Below are 21,872 nucleotides of genomic sequence, written 5' to 3'. Positions count from 1 at the left end.
CCGCGTCAACCGCTATTTCCATACCTTTGGAAATAGCGGGCGAAAAGGTCAGGATGCGGTCGCGCGGCGGATCGTGCCAGTCAGTTCGAGTGCGCCGGCGACCGTATTGGATATGGTGCCGTATTTCCTGACATTCTTGTGAAGAAGCTCGAGGCGCTGGTCCGTCTCGTCCGTGTCGACGATCAGCTCGTAGTCGATGGATATCATCTTGGGCGGGCTGTCCTGTCGAACGCCGTGCAGCTTGACGCTCACACCCTTGAGTTCGAACTTCAGAAGGGGCGTGACCCGTTCGATTCCCTTGATCATGCAGGCGGCGACCGAGGCGAGAAGCAGTTCTGCCGGATTGAAGGCGTCGGGGCGCCCCGCCATGTCGGTGTCGAGAACGACTTCCGCCTGCTTGGCAAAGGCGACGCTTCCATGCCCGTCGATCCGGCGGGCGCTGACATTGTATTCCAGCATGACGACACTCCTTCCGATGCGGCAGAGGGGAAAGGGGCAAACTGCCCCCCTCGCCGGCATGTCTTTCACCTTCGGGGCAAGTGTGCCTTGACTTCGGTCAAATGCGCGCGAGCGGCTGGTTGCGGGGGATGTCAGGCTGCCCCGCCCACCCGCTGTTTTGCTTTCGCCTTCCGCTCGCCGTGGAGGGCGGGACGAGATCGGCGGGCGATCTGGCGCTGATGGCGCGGCCCGGCAGCAGGAAGACTCTCCGGATCAGCCAAGGCGCTTGCCCTGCGGGTCGAGAACGGGCTCGCCGTCTTCCTTGACGAAGGCGCTGCTGAAGGCATCGGCCGGCAGGATGTCGAGAACGGCTTCCGACGGCCGGCAGAGCCGCGTACCCATGGGCGTGACGACGAAGGGACGGTTGATCAGGATGGGGGTCTTGACCATGGCCTCCAGCAGCTGCTCGTCCGAGAGATCAGGATCGGCGAGCCCGAGTTCGGCATAGGGCGTTCCCTTCTCGCGGATCGCCTCGCGGACCGTCAGGCCAGCATCCGCGATCATCGTCTTCAGCTCCGCCACCGAAGGCGGATGTGCCAGATAGTCGATGACAACCGGTTCGATCCCCGCATGGCGAAGGAGCGCCAGCGTGTTGCGCGAGGTGCCACAGGCGGGATTGTGGTAGATGGTGACGTCCATGTCAGGCATTCCTTGAGTGAGCGGAGTTGCGAGCAACGGCTGGAGCGCTTTCGTACCAGCCCTTCGAGCGGTTCACGATCAAGACGACGGAGAGCATGACCGGCACCTCGATGAGCACGCCGACGACGGTTGCGAGCGCTGCGCCCGAGTTGAAGCCGAAGAGCGAGATCGCGGCGGCGACAGCGAGTTCGAAGAAGTTCGAGGCGCCGATGAGCGCCGATGGTCCGGCCACGCAATGCTGTTCGCCAGAGATGCGGTTCAGCAGATAGGCGAGCCCCGAGTTGAAGTACACCTGGATCAGGATCGGCACGGCGAGAAGGGCGATCACGCCGGGCTGGGCGATGATCTGCTCTCCCTGGAAGCCGAACAGCATGACCAGCGTTGCCAGCAGCGCGACAAGCGAAAGCGGCTGGAGCCGGGCCAGCAGGGCGTCCAGACGTGCGGTAGATCCGCCAGATATCAGCGACCGCCGCATGATCTGGGACACGATCACCGGGATGACGATGTAGAGGATGACCGAGAGCACCAGCGTATCCCATGGCACGGTGATGGCCGAGAGACCCAGCAGGAGCGCCACGATGGGCGCGAAGGCGACCACCATGATGGCGTCGTTCAGCGCCACCTGCGAGAGCGTGAAGTGCGGCTCGCCCTTGGTGAGGTTCGACCAGACGAAGACCATGGCCGTGCAGGGCGCGGCCGCCAGAATGATCAGGCCCGCGATGTAGCTGTCGATCTGCGTTGCCGGCAGATAGGGCCGGAACAGCCAGCCGATGAAGAGCCAGCCCAGCAGGGCCATCGAGAAGGGCTTCACCGCCCAGTTCACGAAAAGCGTCACTCCGATACCACGCCAGTGCCGCCCGACTTCGGCGAGCGCCGAGAAGTCGATCTTCAGGAGCATGGGCACGATCATCAGCCAGATGAGGACGGCGACGGGGATATTGACCCTGGAGACTTCCATGGCTCCGACGGCATGGAAGAAGCCTGGGAAGACATGACCGAGGGCGATGCCGACGACGATGCAGAGACCGACCCACAGGGTGAGGTAGCGTTCGAAGGTCGACATCACGCCGCCCTCCCTTCGGTGGATGCCGCACCCTGCATGACCGCGATCTGCCGCGGCTTCGCCTGCCTTGCGAGCTTGTCGATGGATCGGAGGGGAAGGCTGAGGAAGGCCGGGTTGCGGTTCCTGGTCATGGCGCGATCTTTCGTCGGTTCAGCTTTGGGCCGGAACGGCCTGTTTGGGAGGGCAGCAGGGGATGAGGTCGGCCAGGAGTGGCGCGCAGAGACGGGCATTGCCGCCGCAACAGTCCCGCAGCAGGTAGAGCATGACGGAGCGGAAACCTTCGAGATCCGCGCGATAGAGGATGGAGCGGCTCTGGCGCTCGCCCGAGATCAGGCCTGCGTTCGAGAGAATGGTCAGGTGCGCGGACATGGTGTTCTGCGGAACGCCGACAATGCGCGCCAGCTCTCCGGCCGGAACGCCCTCGGGTTCCCGTTCCACAAGGAGACGGAAGGTCTGGAGCCGTGTCGGCTGGGCAAGGGCGGCAAGGGCCGCGATGGCGCTATTCTCATCCATATATCCAGAATAATGGATGCTTTGTGCCTGTCAAGACCGGCGGGTGAGGCCGCAATTACCAAGAGATCCGATGATCCTCCCCGTTGCCGCACTCCCCTTGAAGGAAGCACACGGCCACCGGGAGCACCAGAGCGGGAACGGAACCGCCTGACCCGGCAGCGGCCCCGTTCGCTTCAAATCCACTCCTTCCGGCAGTCGCTGGCAACCGCAGCGATCGCCGCGGTAACCGATCCCTGGCCTTCACACCCGTTCGAGCGCGACGGCAATGCCCTGGCCCACACCGATACACATGGTGGAGAGCGCGTATCGTCCGCCCGAGAGCTGCAGTTCCAGCGCTGCCGTGCCGGTGATGCGTGCACCCGACATCCCCAGCGGATGACCGAGTGCAATTGCTCCGCCATTGCGGTTCACACGCGGGTCATCGTCGGCTATCCCCAGCAGGCGAAGCGTGGCAAGACCCTGGCTGGCAAAAGCCTCGTTGAGTTCGATGACATCGAACTGTTTCTCCGTCATTCCAAGTCTTGCCATCAGCTTCTGCGATGCGGGTGCGGGACCGATGCCCATGATGCGCGGCTCGACGCCGGCGGTCGTGCCGCCGAGGATCCGGGCAATCGGGGTCAGGCCATGGACCCGTGCCGCCGCTTCCGAGGCGATGATCAGGGCTGCGGCACCGTCGTTCACGCCGGATGCATTGCCGGCGGTCACCGTCCCGCCGTCCTTCCGGAAGGGCGTGCCGAGCCTGGCGAGCGCTTCCATGGTCGTTGCACGCGGATGCTCGTCGCGGTCGATGACGACGGGATCGCCCTTGCGGACCGGAATGGTCACGGGGACGATTTCCCGGGCAAGTCGTCCGTTTTCCTGCGCGGCCGCGGCCTTTGCCTGGGAGCGCAGCGCGAAAGCGTCCTGGTCTTCACGGCTGACCTTGAACTGCTCGGCGACATTTTCCCCCGTCTCCGGCATGGAATCGACACCATACTGCTTCTTCATCAGCGGGTTGATGAAGCGCCAGCCGATGGTCGTGTCGTGAATTTCGGCCGCTCGGGAAAAGGCCGCTTCGGCCTTCGGCATGACGAAGGGCGCACGGCTCATGCTTTCCACGCCGCCGGCAATGACGAGATCGGCCTCACCGGCGCGGATGGCACGGGCTGCGGTGATGACGGCATCCATGCCAGAGCCGCACAGCCGGTTGATCGTCGTTCCGGGAACGGAAAGCGGCAGTCCCGCGAGCAGCAGGGACATGCGCGCGACGTTGCGATTGTCCTCGCCCGCCTGGTTGGCGCAACCGAAGACGACCTCGTCAACGGCGGCGAAGTCGAGCCCGGGATGCCGCGCCATCAGCGCCTTGAGCGGGATCGCCCCGAGATCGTCTGCCCGCACGGACGAAAGCGATCCGCCGAAGCGGCCGATGGGCGTGCGCACGTAATCACAGATGAAGGCGTCGGTCATGATCAGAGCTCCGGGACGATGAGGTCGGTGACAGGGCCGGGAACATGAAGCTCTCCGCCGGTCAGGGATTGCAGGGCGTCAAGCGACAGCGAGGGCAACTTTTCCCGCAGGACAAAGCGGCCGCCCTCGATGTCGATCACAGCCAGGCTCGTATAGACCCGCGTGACGCAGGCGACGCCGGTGAGCGGCAGCGTGCAGCGGGAGAGAAGCTTCGGTTCGCCCTTCTTGGTCACATGTTCGGTGATGACGGCGACGCGCTTTGCGCCATGGACCAGATCCATTGCCCCGCCTACGGCCGGAACGCCGCCCGCGCCGACGCTCCAGTTCGCGAGATCGCCGTTCTCGGCCACCTGATAGGCGCCCAGGATCGCCACATCCAGATGCCCGCCGCGCACCATGGCGAAGCTGTCGGCATGATGGAAGAAGGCAGCACCCGGCTTCAGCGTCACCGCCTTCTTGCCGGCATTGATCAGGTCCCAGTCCTCGGTGCCCTCGGCCGGCGGTTCACCGAAATTCAGGATGCCGTTCTCCGTGTGGAAGATCGCCTCGCGGCCCTCCGGCTGATAGCGGGCGACCATTTCGGGAAAGCCGATGCCGAGATTGACATAGGCGCCGTCCTCGATGTCCTGCGCGGCACGCCAGGCGATCTGGGCGTTGGAAAGCTTCGGTATCATGGATGGTGGGCTCCCTGGCGGTTGAGGTCTTCTTCCTGCTGCGGATCGGTGACGCACACGACGGACTGGACGAAAATGCCGGGCGTGACGACGACTTCCGGATCGATGCCGCCCGGCTCGACGATCTCCTCGACCTGTACGATGGTGTGGGCGGCCGCCATGCACATCAGCGGATTGAAGTTTCGGGCGGCCTTCGAATAGACGAGGTTGCCGTGCCGGTCTGCCCGATACGCCTTGACGATGGCGACATCGGCCTTCAGCCACCGCTCCTGCACATAGGGACGCCCGTCGAATTCCTCGATCTTCTTGCCCCTGGCGAGGTCGGTGCCATAGGCGGTCGGCGTGTAGAAGGCCGGAATGCCCGCCCCGCCCGCACGAATGCGCTCGGCAAGCGTCCCCTGCGGCACGAGTTCCAGCTCGATCTCGCCGGCGAGATAAAGGTCGGTGAAGACCTTCGGATCGGCCGAGCGCGGGAAGGAGCAGATCAGCTTCTTCACCATCCGCTGTTCGATCAGCGCCGCAAGGCCCACATGGCCGTTGCCCGCATTGTTGTTGATGACCGTCAGGTCCTTCGGGTGACCGGTCGCGCGATAGCGATCGATCAGCGCGTGGATGAGTTCGATCGGCGCGCCGGAGCCGCCGAAGCCGCCGATCATCACATGCGCTCCGTCGCCGATGCGGGACACGGCCTCGGCGAGGCTGCCAACCGTCTTGTCCATGAGCTTCTCCTTCTTGTATCGGGGCGCCTGCCTCGCAAGGCAGGACAGCCCGCAGTCTCAGTTGTTCGCGGGATGACCGACCGGCTGATCCGGGATGCAGGACGCCGCGCCGACGCAGCCGCGCAGGAAGGCCAGAACCGCGGAATTGAAGGCATCAGCCGCTTCGATGTTGACGATATGCCTGCCGGGAAGCGCCATGCTGCGCCCGTCGCGGACACCCAGGGCAAGGCTTTCCAGGTCGGCAGGCGGGCAGACCGGATCGCTCTCCCCTGCAATGGCAAGGAGCGGATGCGGTATGGTCGTCAGCGCTTGCGTGAAATCCGCATCTGAGAGAGCGGCACAGCAACCAGCGTAACCGGCTACGGACGTCTTGACGAAGGCATCGAGCACGGGGGCGACGAGATCGCCATTGGCTGCGGCAAAGGCGGGAGAAAACCAGCGTTCGAGGGTCGCTGCCCGGAGCGGCTCCAAGCCGTCCCTTTCGACGGACTCCCGGCGCGCCTGCCAGCCTTCGGCCGTGCCGATGCGGGACGCGGTTGCGGCAAGCACGATGCGATCGAGACGGTGGGGCGCGTTGATCGCGAGCCACTGGCCGACGAGCCCGCCGATCGAGAGGCCGCAGAAGTGCGTTCTTTCGATCCCGAGGCTGTCCAGAAGCTTCAGGACATCCTCGCCAAGGTCCGAAAGCGCGAAGGGTCGCGGCGGCGAAGTTGAAAGGCCATGTCCGCGGCGGTCGTAGCGCAGGATCCGGAAATATCGGCCGAGCGCCTCGACCTGGTGATCCCACATCTCGAGCGTGGTTCCCAGCGAATTGCAGAACAGGAGCCAAGGCCGTCCCGGGCCGGCGCCATCGATCCGGTAATGCAGGCTGTGCTCTGGCAGGGTCAGTATCGGCATGGCGTCTGTCTCCGGAAGAGACGGCCCGCGCCGGTCGCGGGCCGTCCTGGCGGTGGATCGGGTTCAGGCAGCGGCAAGTCCGGGCTCTGGCTCTGCGCGCGGACGCGCCAGCGCAAAGACCAGCATGGCCAGGGTGGATATCACTGCAGGAATGGCGAAGATCGCGAAGTTCTGCTGGAGCGGCAGTTCCTGCGCGAGCAGGAACCCGCCGAACGTCGGCCCGACGATGGCGCCGATGCGGCCAACCCCGGAGGCCCAGCCAAGACCGGTGGAGCGGATCGACAGCGTGTAGAGCTGCGCGACGCTGGCATAGAGAAGGATCTGCGTGCCGATGGTGGTCGCACCCGCCACGAAGACCGCGAGGAAGAGCAGCAAGGCGGGAAGGCCCGTACCGACGAGCGCGATCGAGATGGCGGCGGCGGCGAAGAAGCAGACCACGACCTTCGGCAGGCCGAAGCGGTCACCCAGCCAGCCGCCGGCGATGGCCCCCACCATGCCGCCGAAATTCAGCGAGAAGAGGCTGAGCAGGCTCGCTCGTTCGGCATAACCGGCTTCCTGAAGCACCTTCGGCAGCCACGAAGACAGCAGGTAGACGAGCAGCAGGCAGCAGAAGAAGGCGAGCCACAGCATGGCGGTGCGCAGGCCCCGCTGGTTGCGGAACAGTTCGAGGACCGTGGTGGAGGCGGGCTTCTTTTCCACGAAGACCAGCTGGTCGTCCCCCGCGAGCGGAGCCTCGGGCAGCAGCCGGGCGTAAACGGCGCGGGCTTCTCCCTCGCGCCCCTGACGGATGAGGAAACCGAGCGATTCCGGCAGATGCCAGAGAATGACCGGCAGCATGGCGAGCGGCAGCGCGGCGATGAAGAACATCCACTGCCAGCCGAGCGCAGGAATGATGGCGATCCCGAGGCCGGCAGCAACCATGCCCCCGATCGAATAGCCGGAGAACATCAGGGCGACCATGGTGCCGCGCAGGCGCTTCGGGGCATATTCGTTCATCAGCGCCACGGCATTGGGCATCAGACCGCCGCAGCCGAGACCGGCGATGAAGCGGAAGATCTTGAATTCGTCGGGCGAGCGGGCAAAACCCGTCATCACGGTGGAGAGGGTGAAAAGCATGAAGCTGATGGCGATGCCCCTTTTGCGGCCGATCCGATCGGCAAGGGGGCCGAAGACGAGCGCTCCGAACATCATTCCGAACAGGGCCCAGGCCTGCAGCGTGCCCGCCTGAGGCTTGGTGAGGCCCCATTCCGCAATCAGCTTGGGCAGAACCGTTCCCGCCACGAAGACATCGTAGCCGTCGACGATCAGCAGCAGGCCGCACAGGCCCACCACCATCCACTGGAAGCGGCCGAAGGGGCCGCTGTCTATTGCCTCACTCACATCGATCTTGCGCATTGTCACTCCTCCCGTTTGTCGGATGGGCACGGTCAGCCGAGGTCGCCTCCCGCGACCGGCAGAACGGACCCGGTGATGTAGGATGCCTCGTCGGAGGCGAGAAAAAGGATCGGAGCCACCTGTTCGGCGATGCTGCCGTAGCGCTTCATGAAGCTCGACTGCTTCACCTGCGCCACGACCTCCTGCATCCAGGCCCTTTCTTCCGTCGTATCCCCTTCGGCATTGCGGGGAATGCGGCGCGGCGGGGCTTCCGTGCCACCAGGTGCGGTGGCCACGACGCGGATGTTGCGCTCCGCAAGCTCCATGGCAAGCGACTGGGTCAGCGCATTGACGCCGCCCTTCGCCGCGGAATAGGGCACGCGATGGATGCCGCGCGTCGCATTGGACGACACGTTGACGATGGTGCCCCCGCCCCGCGCCAGAAGATGCGGGATGACGGCGTGGCAGCCATAAAGCGTCGGCATCAGCGAGCGACGGACCTCGGCATCGATCTGCGCGGGCTCGAAGGCCTCGAACGGACGCATGCGGATCGCGCCGCCGACATTGTTGATCAGAATGTCGATCCCGCCGAACCGGTCGGCAGCCTGCTGCATGGCGGCAGCGGCCCCCGCATGATTTTCGAGATCGACCGCACAGGCATCCGCACGGTCTTTCGGCCCGGCGGCGGCGGCGGCCTCATGGACGAAGTCCGCCCGGTCGACGAAAAGCACCCGTCCGCCCTCCGCCACGGCGCGGGCTGCAACGGCAAGGCCGATGCCCTGCGCCGCGCCGGTGACAACAAGCACCTTGCCGGCAAACCGTCCTTCGAAGACCGCGTCGCTCATGCGCTTTCCTTCAGGATCAGGTTCGGCGTGAACTTCTCGTAATGGAAGCTGCGCGGCGTGATGGACTTCTCGCCGAGCCAGCTGCGCACGGCATCGACCATCGGCGGCGGGCCGCAGAGATAGATGTCGATCGTGCCGTCCCCGAGCAGGGTCTCGGGCATGTGGTCGGTTACCCAGCCCGTGCGGGGATGGGCGGAAGTGCTGTCGGCAACGACGGTCGTGTAGCGGAAGCCCGGAAGACGTGCGACATAGGCGTCAAGGGCATCGACAAGCACGAGATCGAGATCCCGGGTTACCCCGTAGACGAGATGGATCGGCTGGGTCGACCCCTTGCGGGCCAGGACCTCAAGCATGGACAGGAACGGGGCAAGGCCCGTCCCGCCGGCCAGGAAGAGCAGCGGGCCGTCCGTATCGCGCAGGTAGAAGCTTCCCATCGGCCCGGTCAGCGTCAGGCGGTCGCCTGTCTTGGCGTGCGACAGCCAGCTGCTCATCAGCCCGCCCGGCTGCTTCTTGATCAGGAAACCGAGGCGGTTTTCGCCCGGCGCGGTGGTGAAGGAATAGGAGCGGCTGGCGCCACTGCCCGGCACGTCGATGTTGACATACTGGCCGGGGAGGAAAGCGAGGCCAGACCCTTCCATATCGAGTTCCAGCACGACGGCGGCGTCATGGTGCTGGGCAACACCGGCGACGGCGGCGGCAATCCTCTGCTGGCCCGTCTTGCAGACGGCCGACGTGGTCGGCACCGAGACGATGCAGTCGCTCGTGGGCTTCATCTGGCAGGTGAGGACGAGACCGCTGGCCGCCTCGTCGGCGGTGAGCGCATCCTCGATATAGTCGTCGCCAAGGTCGTAGCTGCCGGTTTCGGCGCGGCACTTGCAGGTGCCGCACACGCCATCCGAACAGTCCATCGGCAGGTTGATCTGGTGGCGGAAGGCTGCGTCCAGCAGCTTCTCGCCCGCCCGGCATTCGACGAAGCGGGTGATGCCGTCCTCGAAGTTCAATGCGATCCGGTAGCTCGTCATGTGCGCCTCTCCCGATGGTTTTCCCTTGCCCTGCCGGGCGGTCAGATGTGGTAGATGTCGATGACCTGGCGGATGTAGTCGTTCTTGAGGACGATCTTCTTGGCCGCGATCAGGAATCCCTCGCCCTGGCGCCGAAGCGTGAGGAACACCGTTCCGAAGAAGTGATCGGTGATCTTGTAGCGATGGTTCAGCGTATGGAAATTGTAGCGGAGATCGACCTCGGTCCCGCGATCGTCCAGGATCTCCAGATTGGCGATCATGTGGCTGGTGCGGGGCTCCGGCGTGGAGGCGCCGGAGCGTTCGGTCTTGATGCGGAAGACCCGGTCTTCCAGACCGCTCCGGTCCGGATAGTAGATGAGCGAGATCTCGCTCTGCGGATCCTCGGTCAGCTGGTCGTCGTCGTCCCAGGCCGGCATCCAGTAGGTGGCGTCCTCGGCATAGCAGGTCAGCCATTCGTCCCACTGGCGATCATCCAGAAGCCTGGCCTCGCGGTAGACGAAGGCAGAGATGGTGTCGTGAACGGCGCTCATGCGACGGCTCCTTCGGTTTCGGCGGCAAGCGCCTCGCGCATCACGCGCGCCCAGTATTCGTGCTGGCGGACGAAGAGGCCCTCGTCCTCGCTGCGCTCGCCTGACAGAAGCGGGTTGAGCCCCATGCGGCGGGCATTGTCATCGGGCCCGTCGATCCAGAGCGGTGCGCCGCGGGACAGATCGTTCCAGAGCGCCGCTGTGCCGGCATAGCCGGTCTGGCAGGCGCGGAATTCCTCGAGATCGTCGGCCGTGCCCATGCCGGACACGTTGAAGAAATCCTCGTACTGGCGGATGCGGACGGCGCGGTCGGCAGCGCTTTCGCCATTCGGCGCGAAGCAGAAGATGCTCACTTCCGTCTTGTCCACGCTGATCGGGCGGGTAACCCGGATCTGCGTGCTGAACTGGTCCATGAGGAAGACATTCGGATAGATGCAGAGATTGCGGGTCTGGTTGACGATGAAGTCCGCCTTTTCCGCGCCGACGCGTCCGACGATCTCCTCGCGCCGGTTGAAGACCGGGCGAACCTCCGGGTTCATCGTGTTGGTCCAGAGGAGGATATGGCCGTTCTCGAAGCCATAGACGCCTGCGACCGAGCGGCTCCAGCTGTTGGCGTCGACCGCCTTGGTGCCCTCTTCCTTGCGGCGGCCCATGGTGGCGGCATAATTCCAGTGGACGGAGCTGACATGGTAGCCATCGCAGCCGTTCTCCATCTGGAGCTTCCAGTTCCCGTCATAGATGTAGGAGGAATTGCCGCGCAGCACCTCGAGGCCATCGGGCGCCTGGTCGACGATCTGGTCGATGATCACCTTCGTTTCGCCGAGGAAGTCCTCCAGCGGCTCGACATCGGGATTGAGGCTGCCGAACAGGAAACCGCGATAGTTTTCGAAGCGGGCGACGCGGGTCAGGTCATGCGACCCGTCCTTGGCGAAGCCGGCGGGATATTCCGTCGTCTTCTCGTCCTTCACCTTCAGCAGCTTGCCCGTATTGGAGAAGGTCCAGCCATGGAAGGGGCAGGTGAAGCTGCCCTTGTTGCCGTGCTTGCGCCGGCAGAGCATCGCGCCGCGATGGGCGCAGGCATTGATCACCGCATGAAGCGCGCCGGTCTTGTCGCGGGTGATGACCACCGGCTGGCGGCCGATGGAGGTCGTGTAATAGTCGTTGACGGCGGGGATCTGGCTTTCATGCGCCAGGTACACCCAGTTCGCCTCGAAGATGTACTTCATCTCGAGATCGAAGAGATCCGGATTGGTGAAGATGTCGCGGCGGCAACGGAAGACACCGGCTTCCTTGTCGTCCTCCACCGCATTGGCGAGCAGCTCGCGAAGCGCCTCTGCCTTGTTGATGATCTTGGACATGGTTTCTCTCCCGCCCCGGCGGGGGCTCAGCCGCCCGGCCGTTGCAACGATGTCGATGGGAAATGGAACGAGGGATGGTCAGGCGGGACGCGGCAGGCCGCCTCCCGCCATTCCGGATCAGGCCGCGGCGCGCTTGCGCTGGGCGTTGACCTGATTGTCGACGCCGTTGACGAGCGCGGTCAGCCTTATGTCGAAGGTGATTTCGGCGAAGGGGCCGGCAAGACCGTTGGCCTTGATGCTCGCCTCGTCGGTACGCTCTACCAGATCCGGCACCAGGCCTTCGCGCGTCGCATAGGCGAAGTCGTCATTGATCAGCGGGTCGCCGGCAATATTAATCTGGGTGGTCAGCTTGCGGTGGCCTTCGGCGCTGACGAAGAAGTGGATGTGCGCGGGGCGCTGGCCATGACGGCCAAGGGCAGACAGCAGCTTTTCGGTCGGGCTGCCCGGCGGTACGCCGTAGCCATGGGGCACGATGCTGCGGAACTTGTAGCGGCCGTTTTCGTCCGTGATGATCGTCCGGCGCATGTTGAAGGGTGCCTGCTTGCCGGTCGGATCGAAATGCGAATAGAAGCCGCGCGTGTCGCAGTGCCATACTTCGACCTTCGCACCCGCCGCGGGCTTGCCATCGGAGCCATAGACGGTGCCATGCATGATCAGCGGATGACCGTCCGCATCGGTACCGTCATCGAGACGGGCAAAGCCCTTGCTTTCCGGAGCGCCGGCCACGTAGAGCGGCCCTTCGATGGTGCGCGGCGTCTCGTTCTTGATACCCAGCGCCTCGTCGATCGCATCAAGGCGCTCGTCGAGGAAGTGGTCGAGGCCGAGGCCGGGCGAGATCAGCCCGGCCTGGCCTGCCGCGCCGAGTTCGTTCAGCCATGCAATGCCGGTCCGGTATTCGTCCGGGGTGATGTCGAGATCGTCGATCGCCTTGAACAGGTCGGAAACGATGCGATGGATGATCTGCTTGACGCGGGGATTCCCGCCGTTCTGGTCAAGGCCGCTCAGCACCTTCAGGAAGTCCTGGATGTCGGGGCGGTTGAAAATCTTGACTGTCATGTCATGTCCTCCTCTGGATCGCGGATCGGGGCGCCTCGGCCCCGTCGCTGGGTTCAGCTGTCGTCGCCACGGACAGCGGAAGGATGCCGGACGAGCGGCATGACCTCGATGTCCATGAATTTGAAAAGGGGAAGGCCCGAGAGTATCTCGTGCAGCTCGGCATTGTCGGTCACATCGAAGATGCTGACATTCGCGTACTGGCCGGCAATCCGCCAGATATGGCGCCACTTGCCGCTCTTCTGCAGGTCCTGCGAATAGGCCTTTTCCCGGGCAAGGATCTCGACCGCCTCCTCGGCAGAGAGATCGCGGGGCAGTTTCACATCCATCCTGACGTGGAAAAGCATCCTTCTGTCTCCTCAATCCTTGATGCCGGTGATCTTGCGGGTGCCCTCGCGCACGAAAGCCGAGACCTTGTCCTCGTCGAGATCGATGCCCAGTCCGGGACCGGCGGGTACGGCAAGCGAAAAGTCGCTGTAGTCGAGCGGGGTTTCGAGGATTTCCTGGGTCAGCAGCAGCGGGCCGAAGAGCTCCGTGCCCCATTGCAGATGGGCGAAGGTGGAGAAGACGTGCGCCGAGGCAATCGTCCCGAAGGCACCTTCGAGCATGGTTCCCCCGTAGAGCTCGATGCCGGCCGCATCCGCGATGGCCGCAACCCGCAGCGCGTTGTAGAGGCCACCGCTCTGCTCGACCTTGACGGCAAAGACGTCCGCACCGTGGATGCGCGCAATCTCGAAGGCGCTTTCGGGGCCGTGCAGGGATTCATCCGCCATGAGTGCGACGGGGAAGCGGCGGGCGAGCCGCGACAGTGCTCTCGCCGAGGCGACCGGCTGCTCCACCAGCTCGCATCCCGCCTCCGCGAGAGCGGCCATGCCATAGCCGGCCTCGGTTTCGGTCCAGGCCATGTTGACATCGACGCGGACGGCCGCGCGTTCCCCGAGCGCGCGCTTGATCGCGGCCACATGGGCTACGTCTTCCCGCACGGGACGGGCGCCGATCTTCAGCTTGAAGATGCGGTGACGCCGGAGATCCAGCATTGTCTCCGCCTCCGCGATATCGCGCGCCGTATCGCCGGAAGCCAGCGTCCAGGCCACCGGCAGACGATCGCGGCGACGGCCACCGAGGAGTTCGCTGACCGGCAGTCCGAGGCGTTTGCCATGGGCGTCGAGAAGCGCCGTCTCCACCGCGCTCTTGGCGAAGCGGTTTTCCTTCACCATCTTGCCGATCCGGGCCATGAGCGCCTGCACGCGGGTTGCGTCCTGTGCGATCATCACGGGCGCGAAATAGCGGTCGATGGCGAGCTTCATGCTCTCCGGGCTTTCGCCGCCATAGGCCAGCCCGCCGATCGTCGTTCCCTCGCCGATGCCGACGGCGCCGTCGCTGCAATGGATCTTGACCAGCATGAGGGTCTGCCCGTTCATCGTCGCAACGGACAGCTTGTGCGGACGGATCGTCGGCAGGTCGACCAGCATGGTCTCGATCCGTTCGACGACGGGGGCGGGCGAAAGCGCCGGAAGAGTGGGAGCGGGGTTCGTGTTCATGACCGCATGATTGCGTTCGTCAGGCCCGACCGTCCAACACCATTTACATTTCGTATGATACCGCTAGGGTATAGTGATTGAAAACTCTTCCGGAATCTCCGGATTTGTGACGGAAATAATCGTTCATTATGCTCAGAATGCGGGGTTGTCGGCGATGACCGGGATGGATCTCAGGCAGTTGCGCTATTTCGTGGCAGTGGCAAGGGAGCGCAACTTCACCCGCGCCGCCGAGCTTCTGCACATCGCCCAGCCTCCCCTGAGCCGCCAGATCCAGCTTCTGGAGGAAGAGCTCGGTGTGGAATTGCTGATCCGCACCAGCCGCCCTGTCCGGCTGACGGAAGCGGGCCGGGTCTTCTACGAGCAGGCGCTGCAAATCCTCGGCCGGGTGGAGCAGATGCGCAACGCCACCCGCCGTGTCGGGCTGAACCAGAACAGCGTGCTGTCCATCGGCTTCGTCGCATCGACGCTTTACGGCGGGCTTCCGGCACTGGTGCGCAAGCTGCGCCAGCACGCGCCCGAGGTGGATATCCAGCTTCTGGAAATGATGTCTGTCCAGCAGCTTCCCGCTCTCAAGGAGGGCCGGATCGACCTGGGCTTCGGGCGGTTGCGCCACAGTGACCCGAATGTGGTGAGCACGGTGCTGCGCGAGGAGCGCCTGGCAGTCGCCATTCCCGAGGGAACCGCGCTTGCCGCCAGCAGCGATCCGCTTCCGGTCGAGGCGCTGGCGGGGGAGAAGCTGATCGTCTATCCGCGCGAGCCGCGGCCGAGCTTTGCCGATCAGGTCCTTGGCGTCCTGCTCGATCACGACGTCCGGGCAGGAGAGGTCCAGGAGGTGAGCGAGATCCAGACAGCCCTGGGTCTCGTTGCAGCCGAAGCCGGCCTCTGCGTGGTGCCTTCATCCGCACGCAAGCTGCGGTCGGACGTGCATTACCGGTTGCTCGCCGGCGAACGCACCACCTCCCCGGTCGTGCTCAGCCACCGCACCGGCGACAATTCTCCCCATATCGAACTGGTCAAGCAGCTCATCCAGGACATGTATGCGGAAAATCCGCCCTGGCTCGGACTGGAGCACAATCTGCCGATCCGCACGAGCTTTTCCAAGAGTTAAGCGCCGGGGAGATTCGGGGAGCCCCGACCGTCGGCTGTATCAGTCAGTGCTGACGCCGCAGCCGGGGCCATGGGTTCCGCCGGTCTGTCCGGTGGCACCTCGCCTCGACGCCGGCCAGCGACTGCGGTCCAAAATGTCGCAGCCCCGAGGGGCCGGACTTCCGCTTCCGGAACTTGTCTTTTCGAAAGGCCCGAACATCTTTCGTCGGAACGGGCGCGCCCTCCGGAGCAAACGGAGCGGGCACGCCCGATCAAGAACCTCGTCATGCCGTCCTGAAATCCCTTTCGATTGCTTTGGTCGCAGCACAATGGAAACCGGTTTTCCCCTCAACCGCGCGGATGCGCTCCATCGTCTCAAGTCCTTTCTCCCGCAGGCCGGCAGCGCCTATGCGCGGCTTCGCAATCGGGACGAAGGGCCGGGAGGACATCGGCATGTCTCGCGCCTGTCGGCTTCCCTGCGCCGGCGGCTGGTGAGCGAGGAAGAAGTGGTCCGGGCGGTCCTTGGCCATCACGATCTTGCCTCCGCGGAAAAGTTCGTGAGCGAGGTCTTCTGGCGGAGCTACTGGAAGGGCTGGCTCGAGCAGCGCCCCTCGATGTGGCAGGGGTATCGCACCGCCCTGTCCCGGGCGCGCGCGCGTCTCGACGACAAGCCGGAACTCAAGGCGCGGCATGAGATGGCGGTTCAGGGTCGCACGGGTATCGACTATTTCGATGCCTGCATCACGGAACTGGCCGAGACCGGCTATCTCCACAACTGGTCGCGGATGCAGATCGCCTCGATCTGGATCTTTACGCTGAACCTTCCCTGGGAGCTCGGCGCGGACCTCTTTTTCGAGAGGCTCCTCGATGCGGATCCGGCATCGAATACCCTGTCCTGGCGCTGGGTGGCCGGGCTGCATACGGTCGGAAAGGCCTATCTGGCCGATCCGGAACGCATTCGTGCCATGACGGACGGCCGTTTTGCACCGAAGGGTCTGGCGCGGTCGGCGGTCATTCCGGCAGACAGCATCTCCACGCCCCCGCCTTCCGGGATCCGTGAAAGAAGGTCTCCCGACAGGGCAGCGCCGACCCTGCTCCTCGTGACCACCGAAGACCTGTCGATGGAAGAAATTCCGGCGTTGCGCGCGCTTCCTGTCAGGGCAATCGCTTGTGTTGACGGCAAGAACCGCTGGGATGGGGCACCGCTGGCAGACGGGATGGAGAGGGCGCGTCAGGCCTGGCCGGGCGCAAGGGATCTTGGCGCTCTCGATCCCGCCGGCGTGTTCGAGGCCGCGGCAGAGGCCGGCTGCACGCAGGTCACGAGCACCTTTATTCCCGCCGGGCCGGTGGCCGATGCCCTGCTGCCGAGGTTGCAGGAGCCCAAGAGCCACGGCATCGTGTTTACCGAACACCTGCGCGACTGGGATCGGCGAACCTGGCCCCATTGCCGGAAGGGCTTCTTCGCGCTGAAGGAGAAGATCCCGGGGATCGTGGAAGGGGGAAGAGCCTGAGATGTCGTCCGCCCTGACCGTATACTTCGATGGCGGCTGCCCTCTTTGCCGCCGCGAGATTGCGCTGATCCGCCGGCTGGATCGCCGGGGAGCGATCCGATTCATCGATGTTTCCGATGCCGCCCAGGCCTGCCCCATCGACCGGGCCGAACTGCTTGCCCGCTTTCACGCCTCCGAAAACGGCCGCCTGTTTTCCGGGGCGCGTGCCTTTGCAGCTATGTGGAGGGCAATCCCGCTCCTCAGACCGCTCGGCGTGGTGGCGGATCTGCCCCTCACGCGTCCGATCCTTGAACTGGCCTATAGGGGCTTCCTCCGGCTTCGCCCCCGGCTGCAGAGATGGCTTTCATGACAGACCGCGATCGTTTCCGCGCGGTTCCGCAGGGACGCCTGAGCAGGCTCGGCGCGCTCGGGCAGATTGTCGGCGGCATCGCATCCGGCGTGGTGTCCGAAGGGCTGAACCGCCTGGCGCAGGGGGAAAGACCGCATCTGCGCGATCTTCTGCTGACCCCGTCCAACGCACTCAAGACGGCGGAGCACCTCTCGCGCATGCGCGGCGCGGCCATGAAGCTCGGTCAGATGATCGCGCTCGAACCCGGAGAGCTGCTGACGCCGGAGCTGCAGGCGATCTTCTCGAGCCTCGGTTCTTCGGCGCATTTCATGCCGCAGGCCCAGCTTGGGCGGTGCCTGGCAGAGGCCTGGGGTCCCGACTGGCGTCGGCACTTCCGCCATTTCGACATGACGCCCATCGCAGCGGCCTCCATCGGGCAGGTGCATCGCGGCGTGCTCTCTTCCGGGCGGCCGGTGGCGGTCAAGGTTCAGTATCCTGGGGTCGCCAGAAGCATCGATTCCGATATCGACAACGTCGCGACCTTGCTCCGGCTGTCCGGCCTCGTGCCTCGCCATCTCGATCTTTCCGCCCATCTTGCAGAGGCCAAGCGGCAGTTGCGCGAAGAGGCCGATTACCTGCGGGAAGCCGATGAAATGCGTCGGTTCCACCTGCTCCTGAAAGACGATCCCCGCTTTGTCGTTCCCCTCCCCGTCGACGAGCTGCTTCGGCCTGGCGTCCTGCCGATGGACTTTGTCGAGGGCGTGCCGCTCGAGCGGCTGGGAACCGCGCCGCAGGCCGAGCGGGACAGGGCTATGCAGGCGCTCGCCGAGCTGGCGCTTCGCGAACTCTTCCTGTTCGGCGCCATGCAGACCGATCCCAATCTGGGCAACTATCTCTGGCAGCGGGAAAGCGGCCGCATCGCCCTTCTCGATTTCGGGGCCGTGCGTCCGGTCCTGCCCGAAAGCGCCGCAGCCTATCGTGCCCTGCTTCGTGCGACCCTGAGCGGCGAGATCGAGCGGGTGCGCGGGGCGCTTCTCGACATGCGCTACCTTTCCCCGGCGCAGGTCGCACGCCATGGCAAGGCGCTGGACGAGATGATCTCGACCGTGCTCGACCACGTTCTGAAGGCGCCCGGCGGGCAGGTGGATTTCAGCGATCGCGGCCCGCTGGTTGCGGTGCAAGCCCGCGCCCAGCCGATCTTCCTGGACCGTTCGCTCTGGGCGTTGCCGTCGCCGGATAAGATGTTTCTGCAGCGCAAGATAACCGGGATGGCCCTTCTTGCCCTGAAGCTGCGCGTCCGGCTATCCCTTGTCGACATGCTCGAACCCCATGCCTGAGCGGGAGGGAGAGCCGGTCCTGAACGACGTTGACCTGGCACGTGAGCCAGGATGGAGGTGGAAGTGGTTCTTGCAAGACGCGCCCTGACATTCATCGGGCTCCTGATCGCGCTCCTCGGTCTCATCTGGATCGGACAGGGAACGGGCGTGTTTCCCTATCCGGCTTCCAGCTTCATGATCAACCAGTCGCCGTGGATCTGGCGGGGCGCAATTGCCCTTGTCGCAGGGCTGCTCGTCGCCGGCGCGGCAAGACGTTTCGTCCGCTGACGCTCGCCCGTTTCGCCCGGGCACCGGATTTCAGGCGCCCGGGCAGTTCGCTCACCCCTGACTGAGATGCGGACCGAGGAGTACCCGGTCGGCGGCGCCCAGCCGGTCCCGCGCGGTGTTCAGCTGATGCCAGTAGGGATAGAGGATCGGCGGCGCGCTGACCTTGTCCAGCCGGGCGCGTTCCTCATCGCTGAGCTTCAGCTCGGCAGCGGCGAGATTATCCGCGAACTGCTCGGGCGTTCTGCCGCCGACGATGACGGATGTGATGCCGGGACGGCCGAGAAGCCAGGCAAGCGCAACGCGCGCGGCCGAAACATTGCGCTCGTTACCGATCTCGACCAGCGTATCGACGATGTTCCAGAGCCGGTCCTCGTCGCGGATCGGCGGCTCCGTCCAGCCGGCGAACTGGCGGGTGCCCGCAGGCGCTTCCTGGTTGCGGCGATGCTTGCCCGAAAGCAGCCCCCCGGCGATGGGGCTCCAGACGAGGACGCCGAGACCCTGATCGACCGTGATCGGCAACAGTTCGTATTCCGCTTCCCGCGCCTCGAGCGTGTAGTGGATCTGCTGGCTGATGAACCGGGGCAGCCGGTCGCGTTCGCTGATGCCGAGCGCCTTCATGATGTGCCAGCCGGAAAAGTTGGAGCAGCCCACATAGCGGATCTTGCCCTGCCGGACGAGGAGATCGAGCGCCTCGAGGGTTTCCTCGAGCGGCGTCTGGCCGTCCCATTCATGAAGCTGGTAGAGGTCGATGACATCCGTCTTCATCCGGCGCAGGCTGGCTTCGCAGGCGCGGACCAGATGGTAGCGGGAAGAACCCACGTCATTGGGATCGCTGCCCATCGGGAAACGGGCCTTGGTCGCCACCAGCAGCCCATTGCGGCGAGGCCCGCCGATGATCTCGCCGAGGACTTCCTCGCAAACCCCTTCGGAATAGACATCCGCGGTATCTATGAGGTTCACACCGGCATCGAGGCACATGTCGACGAGGCGGCGGGCTTCGGCGACGCCGAGGTCGCCCACAGTCCGGGCCCAGCCCTTGCCGCCGATGGTCATGGTGCCCATGGTGATGGTCGAGACCTTGAGGCCGGAACGGCCAAGGAGACGATACTCCATTGTCTTCAATCCTTTCGCTGACGATCGGCCGGGCCCTTGCGAGGGTGCGGCCTTCCGCACCCATTGGCATCAAAGCGCGTTCTCCTTGTCAAGCGCGCGAGGGATGCAGCCGCCGCTCGCCTTCCCGTAACAGGACGGGCGGCATCAGCCGGAGATCAGGTCGCCGCGCCGCCAGCCGGTCCGCCCCCAGTTCCGCAACCGCAGGCGGGGGAAGAAGGCCTTGGAGAGGAACGGCGCAAGACCGAAACTCGCCACGACCACGAGCGGCAACAGGAGCGCAGCGCGCTCGGCGAGCGCGGGAACCGAAAGAACGGTGATGGCACCCGCACCGAAGAGTACGGCATTCAACTGCATGGAAACGATGATGCGCAGCCAGGTGTCGGTTGAAAACATGGGTTTCTCCTTCCGTCATTGAAGGTTCAACCCGGCAGGGCGCGGTGGGGTTCCCCATCCGGAGACGGAAGGCAGGCGCGTTCAGATCCAGACCATGACGCCGAGCACGGCGAAAAACAGGCCCGCTGCCGCCCAGAAAGCGATGACGAACAATGCGATGACGGCAAGAAGTGCGTTAGTCGGGCTTTCCATCCAGCGGCTTTTGAGAAGCGTTCATGCGCTATTTTCTCAATAATGGCCGTGAATCCTTAATTGTCCGGCAATGGAGCGCTGTTCCGCAGGGGGCGACGCTCCATTTCGCGACGTTTTCTTCAGGCGTGGCTCCGCGCCTTGCGCTCCAGGTGAAGCGATGCGCCAAAGACGAAGAGGCCGAAGAAGGAGAGGATGGCACCGACATAGCCGGTTGCCGCATAACCATAGCCATGGGCGATCACGAGACCGCCGAGCCAGGCGCCGAGGGCATTGGCGATGTTGAAGGCCGAATGCATCGAGGCCGCGGCGAGGGTCTGGCCGTCGGAGGCAACGTCCATCAGGCGCGTCTGGACCGCCGGGCCGGCCGCAAAGGTGCAGCCCACGAGGAAGACCGAGATGCACAGCATGACCGGGCTTTCCGCCGTCAGGCCGAAGAGGGTCATGATGGCTATGTTGAACACCAGCATTCCGCCGATCGTCCCCATCAGCGACATGTCGGCAAGCTTCGAGCCCACGACATTGCCCACGTTCATCCCGATCCCGAAGAGGATCATGATCAACGGTATGAGGGATACCGGCATGGAGGCCACCTCGGTCGCAGTGCCGGCGATATAGCTGAAGATCGAGAACATCCCGCCAAAGCCGGTGGCCGCAAGCGTAAGCGTCAGGAGTACCTGCGGATGGGTGAAGGCGACGAGTTCGCGCATCACGCCGGCTCCCTCCGGTGCGCGATCGCGCGGCAGGTAGATCCAGATCAGGAGCACGGTCAGCGCGCCGATGCCGCCGACGGCGAAGAACATGACCCGCCAGCTCAGAAACTGCCCGAAGAGCGCCATCACCGGCGTGCCGGCAAGCGTTGCGACCGTCAGGCCGAGCATCACATGGCCGACGGCGCGGGCGCGGCGGTGGGCCGGCACCAGCGATGCCGCCACCAGCGCCGAAACGCCGAAATAGGCACCATGCGGCAGGCCGGAGAGGAACCGCAGCAGCGTGAAGCTCCAGAAATCCGGCGCTACGGCGCTTGCCAGATTGCCGAGCGCGAAGACCGTCATGAGCACGAGCAGCAGGTTCCGGCGCGAGGCCCTGGCCCCCGCAATGGCGATGAGCGGCGCTCCCACCACCACGCCGAGTGCATAGGCGCTGATGACATAGCCGGCCTGGGGCGTGGTAACGGCAAAGCTGCGCGCCACATCGGGCAGGAGGCCCATGATGGCGAACTCGCCCGTTCCGATGCCGAAGCCGCCACAGGCAAGGGCGAGAATGACGAGGGTCAGTTCCAGCACCGTCAGCGGGCGGGCGTTGGAATCGTCGAAGGTCTCGGTGCAGACGGCATCGGTCACGGTCGGGGATCCGTTCGGGAATGGGCGGGTCCGCAGGGGCGGCACCCGTTGAATGTCGGGAGGGGCATAAGCCGGAAAATCAGTCGCCCGGACTATAGGAGCCGCTGCACCGGGCGGTAAAGGTGATATATCTCAA

General features: G+C 64.8%; 25 protein-coding genes. 5 read left to right on the top strand and 20 right to left on the bottom strand.

The window, feature by feature from the left end; translation table 11 throughout:
• Nucleotides 1-48: 48 nt before the first annotated feature.
• The 17 genes from GGR23_RS05955 to GGR23_RS05880 all read right to left on the bottom strand — a co-directional run bounded on the left by GGR23_RS05955 (nucleotide 49) and on the right by GGR23_RS05880 (nucleotide 14,169).
• The gene (locus GGR23_RS05955; RefSeq protein WP_183365246.1) at nucleotides 49-459 is read right to left on the bottom strand and encodes an OsmC family protein; all 411 of its coding nucleotides are present in this window, start codon (nucleotides 457-459) and stop codon (nucleotides 49-51) included.
• A 252-nt stretch (nucleotides 460-711) separates the two neighbouring features.
• Nucleotides 712-1,137 (bottom strand): arsenate reductase (glutaredoxin), encoded by a 426-nt coding sequence (arsC, locus tag GGR23_RS05950; protein ID WP_183365244.1) that lies wholly within the window; start codon nucleotides 1,135-1,137, stop codon nucleotides 712-714.
• Nucleotide 1,138: 1 nt separating this feature from the next.
• Nucleotides 1,139-2,200 (bottom strand): ACR3 family arsenite efflux transporter, encoded by a 1,062-nt coding sequence (arsB, locus tag GGR23_RS05945; RefSeq protein WP_183365242.1) that lies wholly within the window; start codon nucleotides 2,198-2,200, stop codon nucleotides 1,139-1,141.
• Nucleotides 2,200-2,331, bottom strand: a complete 132-nt coding sequence (locus tag GGR23_RS23400; protein ID WP_281375666.1) for a hypothetical protein — start codon at nucleotides 2,329-2,331, stop codon at nucleotides 2,200-2,202. Before GGR23_RS23400 ends, arsB begins: the two co-directional genes overlap by 1 nt.
• A gap of 19 nt (nucleotides 2,332-2,350) precedes the next feature.
• Nucleotides 2,351-2,713 carry an ArsR/SmtB family transcription factor gene (locus tag GGR23_RS05940; protein WP_183365240.1) on the bottom strand — a complete coding sequence of 121 codons (363 nt, stop codon included), beginning with the start codon at nucleotides 2,711-2,713 and terminating at the stop codon, nucleotides 2,351-2,353.
• Nucleotides 2,714-2,953: 240 nt separating this feature from the next.
• Nucleotides 2,954-4,159, bottom strand: a complete 1,206-nt coding sequence (pcaF, locus tag GGR23_RS05935) for a 3-oxoadipyl-CoA thiolase (protein WP_183365238.1) — start codon at nucleotides 4,157-4,159, stop codon at nucleotides 2,954-2,956.
• A gap of 2 nt (nucleotides 4,160-4,161) precedes the next feature.
• Nucleotides 4,162-4,833, bottom strand: coding sequence for a 3-oxoacid CoA-transferase subunit B (locus GGR23_RS05930; RefSeq protein WP_183365236.1), 672 nt, complete (start codon nucleotides 4,831-4,833; stop codon nucleotides 4,162-4,164).
• Nucleotides 4,830-5,552 (bottom strand): 3-oxoacid CoA-transferase subunit A, encoded by a 723-nt coding sequence (locus GGR23_RS05925; protein ID WP_183365234.1) that lies wholly within the window; start codon nucleotides 5,550-5,552, stop codon nucleotides 4,830-4,832. The genes GGR23_RS05930 and GGR23_RS05925 overlap by 4 nt, the downstream gene beginning before the upstream one ends.
• A gap of 57 nt (nucleotides 5,553-5,609) precedes the next feature.
• On the bottom strand, nucleotides 5,610-6,449 hold the full coding sequence (gene pcaD, locus GGR23_RS05920; protein WP_183365232.1) for a 3-oxoadipate enol-lactonase: 840 nt from the start codon (nucleotides 6,447-6,449) through the stop codon (nucleotides 5,610-5,612).
• A gap of 63 nt (nucleotides 6,450-6,512) precedes the next feature.
• Nucleotides 6,513-7,844 (bottom strand): MFS transporter, encoded by a 1,332-nt coding sequence (locus GGR23_RS05915; protein ID WP_183365230.1) that lies wholly within the window; start codon nucleotides 7,842-7,844, stop codon nucleotides 6,513-6,515.
• A 32-nt stretch (nucleotides 7,845-7,876) separates the two neighbouring features.
• Nucleotides 7,877-8,668 (bottom strand): benzoate diol dehydrogenase BenD, encoded by a 792-nt coding sequence (benD, locus tag GGR23_RS05910; protein WP_183365228.1) that lies wholly within the window; start codon nucleotides 8,666-8,668, stop codon nucleotides 7,877-7,879.
• A complete protein-coding gene (benC, locus tag GGR23_RS05905; protein ID WP_183365226.1) occupies nucleotides 8,665-9,690 on the bottom strand; it encodes a benzoate 1,2-dioxygenase electron transfer component BenC in 1,026 nt (341 codons plus the stop codon). The genes benD and benC overlap by 4 nt, the downstream gene beginning before the upstream one ends.
• A gap of 41 nt (nucleotides 9,691-9,731) precedes the next feature.
• Entirely contained in the window at nucleotides 9,732-10,220 is a 489-nt protein-coding gene (gene benB, locus GGR23_RS05900; protein ID WP_183365224.1) for a benzoate 1,2-dioxygenase small subunit, read from the bottom strand.
• On the bottom strand, nucleotides 10,217-11,575 hold the full coding sequence (locus tag GGR23_RS05895) for a Rieske 2Fe-2S domain-containing protein (protein ID WP_183365222.1): 1,359 nt from the start codon (nucleotides 11,573-11,575) through the stop codon (nucleotides 10,217-10,219). The genes benB and GGR23_RS05895 overlap by 4 nt, the downstream gene beginning before the upstream one ends.
• Nucleotides 11,576-11,692: 117 nt before the next feature.
• The gene (catA, locus tag GGR23_RS05890) at nucleotides 11,693-12,631 is read right to left on the bottom strand and encodes a catechol 1,2-dioxygenase (protein WP_183365220.1); all 939 of its coding nucleotides are present in this window, start codon (nucleotides 12,629-12,631) and stop codon (nucleotides 11,693-11,695) included.
• Between the two features lie 53 nt (nucleotides 12,632-12,684).
• Entirely contained in the window at nucleotides 12,685-12,975 is a 291-nt protein-coding gene (catC, locus tag GGR23_RS05885) for a muconolactone Delta-isomerase (protein WP_183365218.1), read from the bottom strand.
• 12 nt (nucleotides 12,976-12,987) lie between these two features.
• A complete protein-coding gene (locus GGR23_RS05880; protein ID WP_183365216.1) occupies nucleotides 12,988-14,169 on the bottom strand; it encodes a muconate/chloromuconate family cycloisomerase in 1,182 nt (393 codons plus the stop codon).
• 163 nt (nucleotides 14,170-14,332) lie between these two features.
• On the opposite strand from GGR23_RS05880, the gene GGR23_RS05875 reads away from it, so the two are divergent.
• The 5 genes from GGR23_RS05875 to GGR23_RS05855 all read left to right on the top strand — a co-directional run bounded on the left by GGR23_RS05875 (nucleotide 14,333) and on the right by GGR23_RS05855 (nucleotide 18,698).
• Complete coding sequence (locus GGR23_RS05875) at nucleotides 14,333-15,277, top strand: LysR family transcriptional regulator (protein WP_183365768.1); 945 nt, start codon at nucleotides 14,333-14,335, stop codon at nucleotides 15,275-15,277.
• A gap of 307 nt (nucleotides 15,278-15,584) precedes the next feature.
• Nucleotides 15,585-16,766 carry an FAD-binding domain-containing protein gene (locus GGR23_RS05870; protein WP_183365214.1) on the top strand — a complete coding sequence of 394 codons (1,182 nt, stop codon included), beginning with the start codon at nucleotides 15,585-15,587 and terminating at the stop codon, nucleotides 16,764-16,766.
• A gap of 1 nt (nucleotide 16,767) precedes the next feature.
• A complete protein-coding gene (locus tag GGR23_RS05865; RefSeq protein WP_183365212.1) occupies nucleotides 16,768-17,115 on the top strand; it encodes a thiol-disulfide oxidoreductase DCC family protein in 348 nt (115 codons plus the stop codon).
• Nucleotides 17,112-18,431 (top strand): ABC1 kinase family protein, encoded by a 1,320-nt coding sequence (locus GGR23_RS05860; RefSeq protein WP_183365210.1) that lies wholly within the window; start codon nucleotides 17,112-17,114, stop codon nucleotides 18,429-18,431. Before GGR23_RS05865 ends, GGR23_RS05860 begins: the two co-directional genes overlap by 4 nt.
• A gap of 63 nt (nucleotides 18,432-18,494) precedes the next feature.
• Complete coding sequence (locus GGR23_RS05855; protein ID WP_343066609.1) at nucleotides 18,495-18,698, top strand: hypothetical protein; 204 nt, start codon at nucleotides 18,495-18,497, stop codon at nucleotides 18,696-18,698.
• A gap of 51 nt (nucleotides 18,699-18,749) precedes the next feature.
• Here the strand turns inward: GGR23_RS05855 and GGR23_RS05850 are convergent, their stop codons facing one another.
• The 3 genes from GGR23_RS05850 to GGR23_RS05840 all read right to left on the bottom strand — a co-directional run bounded on the left by GGR23_RS05850 (nucleotide 18,750) and on the right by GGR23_RS05840 (nucleotide 21,685).
• Entirely contained in the window at nucleotides 18,750-19,811 is a 1,062-nt protein-coding gene (locus GGR23_RS05850; RefSeq protein WP_183365206.1) for an aldo/keto reductase, read from the bottom strand.
• Nucleotides 19,812-19,955: 144 nt separating this feature from the next.
• Nucleotides 19,956-20,204 (bottom strand): hypothetical protein, encoded by a 249-nt coding sequence (locus tag GGR23_RS05845; RefSeq protein WP_183365204.1) that lies wholly within the window; start codon nucleotides 20,202-20,204, stop codon nucleotides 19,956-19,958.
• 311 nt (nucleotides 20,205-20,515) lie between these two features.
• Nucleotides 20,516-21,685: an MFS transporter gene (locus tag GGR23_RS05840; protein ID WP_246365085.1), complete on the bottom strand. Its 1,170-nt coding sequence runs from the start codon at nucleotides 21,683-21,685 to the stop codon at nucleotides 20,516-20,518.
• Nucleotides 21,686-21,872: the final 187 nt, after the last annotated feature.

This window comes from Gellertiella hungarica (genome assembly GCF_014197145.1).
GTDB lineage: Bacteria > Pseudomonadota > Alphaproteobacteria > Rhizobiales > Rhizobiaceae > Gellertiella > Gellertiella hungarica.
This window is presented reverse-complemented; position numbering and strand designations above follow the sequence as displayed.

Excerpts from the sequence above, each read along its gene's own strand:
- GGR23_RS05955 (WP_183365246.1), bottom strand. The coding sequence starts at position 459 with ATGCTGGAATACAATGTCAGCGCCCGCCGGATCGACGGGCATGGAAGC.
- arsC (WP_183365244.1), bottom strand. The coding sequence starts at position 1,137 with ATGGACGTCACCATCTACCACAATCCCGCCTGTGGCACCTCGCGCAAC.
- arsB (WP_183365242.1), bottom strand. The coding sequence starts at position 2,200 with ATGTCGACCTTCGAACGCTACCTCACCCTGTGGGTCGGTCTCTGCATC.
- GGR23_RS23400 (WP_281375666.1), bottom strand. The coding sequence starts at position 2,331 with ATGACCAGGAACCGCAACCCGGCCTTCCTCAGCCTTCCCCTCCGATCC.
- GGR23_RS05940 (WP_183365240.1), bottom strand. The coding sequence starts at position 2,713 with ATGGATGAGAATAGCGCCATCGCGGCCCTTGCCGCCCTTGCCCAGCCG.
- pcaF (WP_183365238.1), bottom strand. The coding sequence starts at position 4,159 with ATGACCGACGCCTTCATCTGTGATTACGTGCGCACGCCCATCGGCCGC.
- GGR23_RS05930 (WP_183365236.1), bottom strand. The coding sequence starts at position 4,833 with ATGATACCGAAGCTTTCCAACGCCCAGATCGCCTGGCGTGCCGCGCAG.
- GGR23_RS05925 (WP_183365234.1), bottom strand. The coding sequence starts at position 5,552 with ATGGACAAGACGGTTGGCAGCCTCGCCGAGGCCGTGTCCCGCATCGGC.
- pcaD (WP_183365232.1), bottom strand. The coding sequence starts at position 6,449 with ATGCCGATACTGACCCTGCCAGAGCACAGCCTGCATTACCGGATCGAT.
- GGR23_RS05915 (WP_183365230.1), bottom strand. The coding sequence starts at position 7,844 with ATGCGCAAGATCGATGTGAGTGAGGCAATAGACAGCGGCCCCTTCGGC.
- benD (WP_183365228.1), bottom strand. The coding sequence starts at position 8,668 with ATGAGCGACGCGGTCTTCGAAGGACGGTTTGCCGGCAAGGTGCTTGTT.
- benC (WP_183365226.1), bottom strand. The coding sequence starts at position 9,690 with ATGACGAGCTACCGGATCGCATTGAACTTCGAGGACGGCATCACCCGC.
- benB (WP_183365224.1), bottom strand. The coding sequence starts at position 10,220 with ATGAGCGCCGTTCACGACACCATCTCTGCCTTCGTCTACCGCGAGGCC.
- GGR23_RS05895 (WP_183365222.1), bottom strand. The coding sequence starts at position 11,575 with ATGTCCAAGATCATCAACAAGGCAGAGGCGCTTCGCGAGCTGCTCGCC.
- catA (WP_183365220.1), bottom strand. The coding sequence starts at position 12,631 with ATGACAGTCAAGATTTTCAACCGCCCCGACATCCAGGACTTCCTGAAG.
- catC (WP_183365218.1), bottom strand. The coding sequence starts at position 12,975 with ATGCTTTTCCACGTCAGGATGGATGTGAAACTGCCCCGCGATCTCTCT.
- GGR23_RS05880 (WP_183365216.1), bottom strand. The coding sequence starts at position 14,169 with ATGAACACGAACCCCGCTCCCACTCTTCCGGCGCTTTCGCCCGCCCCC.
- GGR23_RS05875 (WP_183365768.1), top strand. The coding sequence starts at position 14,333 with ATGGATCTCAGGCAGTTGCGCTATTTCGTGGCAGTGGCAAGGGAGCGC.
- GGR23_RS05870 (WP_183365214.1), top strand. The coding sequence starts at position 15,585 with ATGGAAACCGGTTTTCCCCTCAACCGCGCGGATGCGCTCCATCGTCTC.
- GGR23_RS05865 (WP_183365212.1), top strand. The coding sequence starts at position 16,768 with ATGTCGTCCGCCCTGACCGTATACTTCGATGGCGGCTGCCCTCTTTGC.
- GGR23_RS05860 (WP_183365210.1), top strand. The coding sequence starts at position 17,112 with ATGACAGACCGCGATCGTTTCCGCGCGGTTCCGCAGGGACGCCTGAGC.
- GGR23_RS05850 (WP_183365206.1), bottom strand. The coding sequence starts at position 19,811 with ATGGAGTATCGTCTCCTTGGCCGTTCCGGCCTCAAGGTCTCGACCATC.
- GGR23_RS05845 (WP_183365204.1), bottom strand. The coding sequence starts at position 20,204 with ATGTTTTCAACCGACACCTGGCTGCGCATCATCGTTTCCATGCAGTTG.